Source organism: Frankia sp. CoWAU3, assembly GCF_977971855.1.
Genome location: NZ_CDWWXB010000026.1, coordinates 3,653 through 10,517, shown reverse-complemented (window position 1 = coordinate 10,517; position 6,865 = coordinate 3,653). Strand labels below are relative to the sequence as shown.

At 72.5% G+C, this 6,865-nt stretch carries 4 protein-coding genes and 2 pseudogenes; 2 read left to right on the top strand and 4 right to left on the bottom strand.

Features of this window, described 5'->3' with window-relative positions; genetic code table 11:
- A pseudogene (locus AC08ON_RS04625) lies at positions 1-222 on the top strand (glycosyltransferase 87 family protein); the annotation flags it as partial.
- Here the strand turns inward: AC08ON_RS04625 and mptB are convergent.
- Entirely contained in the window at positions 170-1,858 is a 1,689-nt protein-coding gene (gene mptB, locus AC08ON_RS04620; protein ID WP_476606519.1) for a polyprenol phosphomannose-dependent alpha 1,6 mannosyltransferase MptB, read from the bottom strand. The pseudogene AC08ON_RS04625 and the gene mptB sit on opposite strands and share 53 nt — an antisense overlap.
- A gap of 266 nt (positions 1,859-2,124) precedes the next feature.
- Between mptB and AC08ON_RS04615 the strand changes: the two genes are divergently transcribed.
- Positions 2,125-3,774 (top strand): hypothetical protein, encoded by a 1,650-nt coding sequence (locus tag AC08ON_RS04615; protein WP_476606518.1) that lies wholly within the window; start codon positions 2,125-2,127, stop codon positions 3,772-3,774.
- An 86-nt stretch (positions 3,775-3,860) separates the two neighbouring features.
- On the opposite strand, the gene AC08ON_RS04610 is transcribed toward AC08ON_RS04615, so the two are convergent.
- From AC08ON_RS04610 to AC08ON_RS04600, 3 genes and pseudogenes are all read right to left on the bottom strand, one after another.
- Entirely contained in the window at positions 3,861-4,901 is a 1,041-nt protein-coding gene (locus AC08ON_RS04610) for a PP2C family protein-serine/threonine phosphatase (protein ID WP_476616514.1), read from the bottom strand.
- A 1-nt stretch (position 4,902) separates the two neighbouring features.
- Entirely contained in the window at positions 4,903-5,220 is a 318-nt protein-coding gene (locus AC08ON_RS04605; protein ID WP_476606516.1) for a hypothetical protein, read from the bottom strand.
- 270 nt (positions 5,221-5,490) lie between these two features.
- Positions 5,491-6,865: pseudogene (locus AC08ON_RS04600) on the bottom strand (hypothetical protein); the annotation flags it as partial.

Here is a 6,865-nt window from a genome sequence, read left to right as displayed (position 1 = left end):
GGCGGGCCGGCTGCCCCCGTCCCGGCCGGTGGACCGTCGTGGTGGTGGGTGGCGCTGCTGCTGATCTGCGTTGTGCTCTCCCAGGTCGTCTATCCGTGGCGGTACAACGACGTCGTCCAGGGACGGATCATGGTGAGCCTGGTCCTGGTGGTCCGCAACGTCGGACTGGTCACCGTCTGCGGGTGGGCGTGGCGTGCCGCCGCCGGATCGCGACCAGCGTGATGACCGTTCCCGCGGCCGCAAGGCCGGCGCAGCCGATGACGGCCAGGGACGTCTCGACGCGCCCGAGCAGCCGCCAGGTCGCGGCGAGCGGCGCGAGGGTCGTCAGGCACAGCCAGGCCGACGTGACGACCACCAGGGCGATGGTCCACCCCCCGAACCCCCCGACGATCCGCTCGACGGCCGCCCCGAGACGCCTCATGCGGCGTGGTTGCATCCCCGGCGTCCTGGGACGGGCCGTTCCAGGGTGGGGCGCCGGCGGGGCTGACCGGGCGAGGGCCACGACGACCGCGAGTGCCGGCAGGCACAGCGCGAGGTACCAGGGGTAGAGCACCGGGCTGCCGAGCGCCACCGCCAGCCCGCCATAGCCGAGCACGATCAGGTCGTGCCGACGGCCGGTGTACCCGTCCCGGTCCCGCCAGGCGCGCAGGGCGAGCCAGGCCACCACCAGCGCCGCGCCGGCCAGGCACAGGGCCCGAGTCGCCCGCTGCGTTTCGGCGCCGGACGGATGGCGGCCGACCGGACCAAGCATGCCGTCGACCCCGTCGACCGCCGCGGCGAGAATCGAGGCCGGTGCGGCCCCCGTGGTCAGGGTGCCCGACGTGGACAACGCGTGGATCCAGGTCGGGCCGAAGCCGCCAGCCACCATGCTTAGCCCCGCGGCGAGCGCGACCGCGGCGGCATCGGCCGCGAGCAGCACGGCGCCGGCGCGGATCGGACGCCGCGCCGACCGGGCGGCCCGCAGATGCGCCAGCACCAGCCAGGCGACGCCGAGGAGCGCGGTCGCCTTGACGCTTCCGGCCACGCTGACCAGCGCCGTTGCGGCGGCGCCGAGCGCGGCCTGCCGAGCCGTCGGCGTGCTCCTTCCCTCCGGGCCGGACGCCGGTGCCGAGACGAGCCGTCGGCGGTCCACCACCAGCGCCGCCACGAGCAGCGCCGCGGCCATTGCGTCGAGGTGGGCTCCGCCGATCAGGTGCACGACGACGACCGGATTGGCCGCGACGAGCAGCATGACCAGGGCCCGTCGGCCCGGCTCCGGTCCGGCGAGCCGTAGCGTCAGGACGACCATCGCGATCGTTGCGAGGATCGCGACTATCTTGAGCAGCGCGACCGTCCCGGCCGGCCCGCCGCCGAGGGCCGCGGCGCTCTTCTCCACGGCGACCGCGGCACCGCCATAGGGCGCATGGGTGTTCCACCACCGGGGGTCAACGGCCCGGACGAACGCCGAGCCCGAGCCCTCGGCGGTCAGCAGGGCGGAGACGCCGTGTGTCGCCGGATCCAGGCCGAGCCTCGCCAGCTCACCCTGAGCGGCGTAGGCGTAGATGTCCCGGCTGAACAGTGGCGGGCCCACCGCGAACGGGAGGCTCCAGACGATCCACGCCGCGAGGGCGGCCCGCGGGGAGGTGCGGCCGGCGATCGTCGCGCGCACAAGTCCGCCCCAGCACAGACACAGAGTGATGATGCCCAGGGCCGCCAGGCCGGCCAGGACGCCCCTTGCGGTATCCGACGAGGCCGCCGATGGGAGAATGCCCCACCAGGAGGAAGGGTCGGTCGTGTGCGGATCGCGCGAACCGAGCCGACCCTCGTTCATCATGGCCACGACCGCGGCGCCGCCACCGGCGAGGACCAGCAGGGTCACCCTGGTCGGGGCCAGGATGCCGGCCGGTCGGGACCGGCCGCTGCCCGGTCCGGACGGGACGGGCGCGGCCTGACGCCGCCCGCGGGGCAAGCTGTCGGGTGATGTCCGGTCGGAGACGGCGGATGGACTGTCGTCGGTGTGTGGGGGGGTCGCGGGTGACAACGCTCGCGACCCCGGGTTCCCCGCCTGACGCCATCTCGGGGGGGCGGACGGCGTCGACCGCCCCAGCGACGGGTGGGCCCGGGCACCCCGGGTCGGAGCCTCGCGTGGCCACACTGCCCCAGACCCCTTCCATCGCCCTCGAGCCGCCGCGGCACCGCGGACCGCTCGTGCGGGGTGTTCTCGCTGTCGTCGTGGCGGTTTGCCGCTGGCCCTGGATTCTGACCGCCGCGCTCTGCCTGCTGTGCGTCGGTCTTGGCATCACCGGTCCGGACACCCCCGCCCAGGAGTACCGGGTCTGGCTGTTCCGGCACGGCGGAGTGGTGCTCTGGGATGATCAGTGGTACGGCGGTCACACCATCCCCGGCTACAGTGTGCTGTTCCCCCCGCTCGGTGCGCTTGTCGGGGTACAGCCGCTCGGCGCGATCTCCTGCGTCGCCTCGACGATGATCGTGACCCGGTTGCTCCGCGGTCCTGGCCTGCGGACCGGGCATGATCTGGTCCTCGTCTGGTTCGCGGTCTCGACGGTGGCGAACCTCGTCGTGGGCCGCATGCCGTTCGCGCTCGGGATGACCTTCGGTGCTCTGGCGCTGGTCGGCGCGCGGGAACGGCACACGAAGCTGACCTGGATCGGCGCGGTCCTGTCGTCGCTGGCGTCTCCGTTGGCCGGCGGCTTCGTGCTGCTCGTCGGCCTCGCGTTGCTGCCGACGATCGGATGGCGCCGGGCGCTCCCGTTCGCCGGCGCCGGATCCGGCATCATCGTCGCGCTCGCGTTTCCCGAGGACGGGTACCAGCCCTTTCCCGCGCTCACCTTCCTGTCGCTGCTGACCCTCATCGCGGTCGGCCTGCTCGTCGTGCCCGGGCACGCCCGGCTCATCCGGCTCATCCGGCACGGCCTGTTGCTCTGGGCGGCCGCGGCAGTGGTCTTCTTTTTCGTGCCCACCCAGATCGGCGGAAACATCACCCGACCGGCGACGCTGCTCGCCGGCCCTACCGCGGCGTTGTTGCTCGCCGAACGCCGCCGCGTCCTCGCGGTCGTGGCGATCCCGCTGATCGGCTGGCAGATCGGGCCGGTGCACGGGGCGCTGCTTGTCCACGGCGATCCGTCCGGGTCGAAGGCCTATTACACCGAGCTCCTCGACTACCTCGACCGCGGCGCACCGGTGTCGGCCGGGCGGGTGGAGATCCCCTTCACCCGGGCCCACTGGGAGGCGCGCTTCGTCGCCCCGTCCGTACCCATGGCCCGCGGCTGGCTGCGCCAGCTCGACAGCAAGTACAACGCGCTGTTCTACGACGGCACCCTGAACGCCGAGACCTACCACGAGTGGCTGCTCGCCCGCGGCATCCGCTACGTCGCCCTCCCCAACGTCGAGCTGGATCCCTCCGCGGTCGCCGAGGCCAGGCTGCTGCGAGCCGGTCTGCCTTATCTCGATCTCGCCTGGCAGAACGCGCACTGGAAGGTGTGGCTCGTCACCGACTCCCCGGGCCTGGTGCAGGGACCGGCCTCGCTCACCGAACTGGGGGTGAGTTCGGTCGCGGTCGACTTCCACGCGCCCGGGGTCGCCACGGTGCTCGTGCACTACACCCCCTACTGGCAGCTGTCGGGGGGCACGGCGTGCGTCTTCCGGGCGGCCGGGGGCTGGACGGGCATTCTCACCGAGTCGTCCGGACCGGTGCGCCTGTCCGCCCGGCTGTCCGTCGACGGCCTGACCCGCGCCAGCGCCCTGGACTGCCCGGTCGGTCAGCGCGTCTCCTGACCTCTCGGGGCGGCTGTCGGCGGGTCTCAGCCCGTCTATCTAGGACGTCCGGACACCGGGCCGGACGACCGGATGTCCGGACGAACTCACCGGGCGGCGGGTTCGGACACCAGATCCGCGACGACGATGGTGGTGTCGTCCCGGGCACCGGCCAGCAGGGCCGCTTCGACGAGCGCGTCCGCGGCCCGCTCGGGCGGCTCGGGCCCCAGCGCGCTCAGCAGGCCGTCGAGCTGTTCCGGGCTCATCACCTTGGTGATGCCGTCGCTGGCGAGAACGACCCGGTCACCGGCGCGGACCGGCTCGCTGAAGATGTCCGCCTCGATCTCGTCAGCGAGCCCGACGGCGTTGAGCAACGGACCGTTACGGATCGCGTGCGGCGTGGTCAGTGCCCGCGGCCGTCCCTTGCCGGGCTGCAACCACACCGAGCTGTCACCCACGTGTGCGACGGTGAGGTACTCGCCGGTGCTCTGCTGGCGCCCGAGGATGACGACGTCCAGCGTGCAGGCCATGCCGAGCCAGGCCGGCTCCTCTCGAGCCCGGGTCCGGACCACCCAGTTCGCCCGTTCCACGGCCTTGCGCAGGCCCGCGAGCGGATCCTCGGCGTACTGCGGGCGGAAACCCGCCACCGTGGTGACCGTCAGCGTGGACGCGATCTGGCCGGCAGCCTCGCCACCGACCCCGTCCGACACCGCCAGCAGCCCGTCGACGACGACGAACGCGTCCTCGTTGGGACCGCCGCGTTTGCCCCGGCGGGTGCGCCCCGCGGCGGCGAGTCGCAGCGCGGCGGCCGTCGTCTGCTCCGGCTCGATCGCCATGAGATCGCCTGTCTGCCTCCTCGGGGGAGCGGGCGGAGCCACGGGGACGGTCGTCGCCGTGGGGGAGCTCTCCCACGGCGTGTCCTCAACCGTTCGGGTTGACTCGGCGCCGCGCGGAGCCGGCGCGTGTTCCCCGGGTGGCGGGAGGGGATAGTCGCCGGTCGCCGGGTCGTAGTAGCGGGTGGCATCCGCCCGTTCGTCACCGAAGGCACCGGGCCCGAGGTGCGGCTGACCGGCGGGCGGTGGCGTCCAGCCGGTGGAGTCGGGATCGCGGTCGCCTTCACCGCCGCCGACGGAAACCTGCGAGGTCACATCACCCTCCCCATGCCGCGCCTGCGTCCGGGACGCCGCTCGCGCTGTCCGCTGACCTGTCCGCCGTGTTGCCCGTCGCACCGGTTGCCGAGGAGACCGGCGCCGGCTCGGCGAAGCCGGGCACGATCCCGTCGGGCGGGGTGGCGTCAGAGCTGTCACGGATCGGCACCGTACCGTATCGGTGGCGCTGATGGTCGAGGCCACGAGAGCGTCGCTGGTTCTCCTCGGGCCGGGCGGGCCGGTTGTTGAGGATGACGAAGACCAGCCCACCCACCAGCAGCATCACAATGAGCATGATCGTTACCAGCGGGCTACCCATGGCCTCCGTCCTCGCCGTAGCAATTACGATCACGCTGTAGGACGTGTCGCCAGCCGTCTTCCTTCATACCTAAGGGCATCAACTCAGAAGAGACCGGGTATGTGTCGCGACACTGACACAAGTGCTGAGCATTGTTCCAGACTTGGGCGCGGCCGAGTAGGGCCGACCCCCGGGCGGCCCCGCCGAGAGGCGGGCGCCACGAAGGATGCCTCCGATGAACGGTGACGGCTCGTATCGGGGGGCGCGAGACGGTGATTGTTCGCCGCCGCATCAACGCATCACGGTGAGGAAGATCATCAGGGTCAGGCACAACGTCACGGCGGTCACGGCGACTCTGGTGGTCATGGCGGTCGTGGCGAGCCACGGGAGCAGGCGGCGGCGCCTGAGCGGTGCGGGTCGGCTGATCGCGGCGATCACCTGGCTCTCGACGAAGCCGGGCAGCTCGCTCGCGGCCCGCAGCCGCGGGTCGTCGGGGAGGTAGAGCGCCACCAGCCGGCGCACGACGCGTTCCAGGTCGGCGGGGAAGGGGCGATCTGCCTCCGATCCCCGCACTGTTCGGCGGAAGTACCTCTCCGCCGCTCTGGCCAACTCCGGACCCGTCAACGGCCCCTCCTCCGGATGGGCGGTTTCCTGGCCCGGGGCACCGTCCCGGCGGATGACCTCGTGCAGATCCCAGGCATCGTCCCAGTTCGGAACATGTCGGACCAACAGCCCGAAGACGCGGGCCGCGTTCGGCTGGCCAAGCTGGCAGGCTCGGAGGAAGGCGATCGCCGGATCGGGACCATCCGGCCAGGTCGGCGGAATGCGGGCGGTGAGCTCCGCACCCAGGACACGTAGATCGTTCTCGAATGCTCCTGGCGCTCCTGGCGCTCCTGGCGGACCGGGTTCGTGGGACGCGCCGGGCAGGTAGAGGCCGGCGATGCGCCGCACGGTCTGCATCAGTGGCCCGTCGCCTCGTCCCGACGCGGCCTCGACCGCGACCAACCGCTCGAAATACGGGCGCGCACCGGCTCCGAGTACCTCCGCCTCATGTGCCCGCGACGCGGGCCGGCCGGGTGGCCCGACCGGGGAGGCCCCCGCGTAGGCGATGTCATCGCGGATGTCCTCGGCGGTATGCCATCCCGGGGCGTAGAGAACGAGCAGCCGGAACGCATCGGCTCCCCGGGCATGGGTTTCGCGCAGCAGACGCACGACTTTCGCCGCGGCCGACTCCGGGGGCCACCGTGACCCGCCACCCGTCGGCGCGGCGCCTGTCACCACCTCGTCTGCCAGGGCTCTGGCGAATTCGAAACCCTCGGGCAGGCCGAACAGGTCGAAGAGGGCCCGCAGCGTCTGATGGATCAGATCGATGCGGCGCCCGGCCCAGACGGCGGGGTCTACCGCGGCCGCCGGGATCGCGAGCGCGGCGAGCCCCGCGACCAGCCGGGTCAACATCTCTACGACTTCGCGCTGCATCGTCGTCACCGCGCGGTGCACCGCGTCGATGTAGGCGGCGCGGTCGTGGTCGCTCTGGTAGGCGTCCGGGGCCAGCCGTCGGGTGATGGCCTGAGTGACGTCGCTCGCGGCGCGGGCCAGGACATCGGTACGGCGGCCGGGGGGCGTGGAGAGACCGTTCCGAGAGGAGACCGGGCGGGCTCGCCGCGCT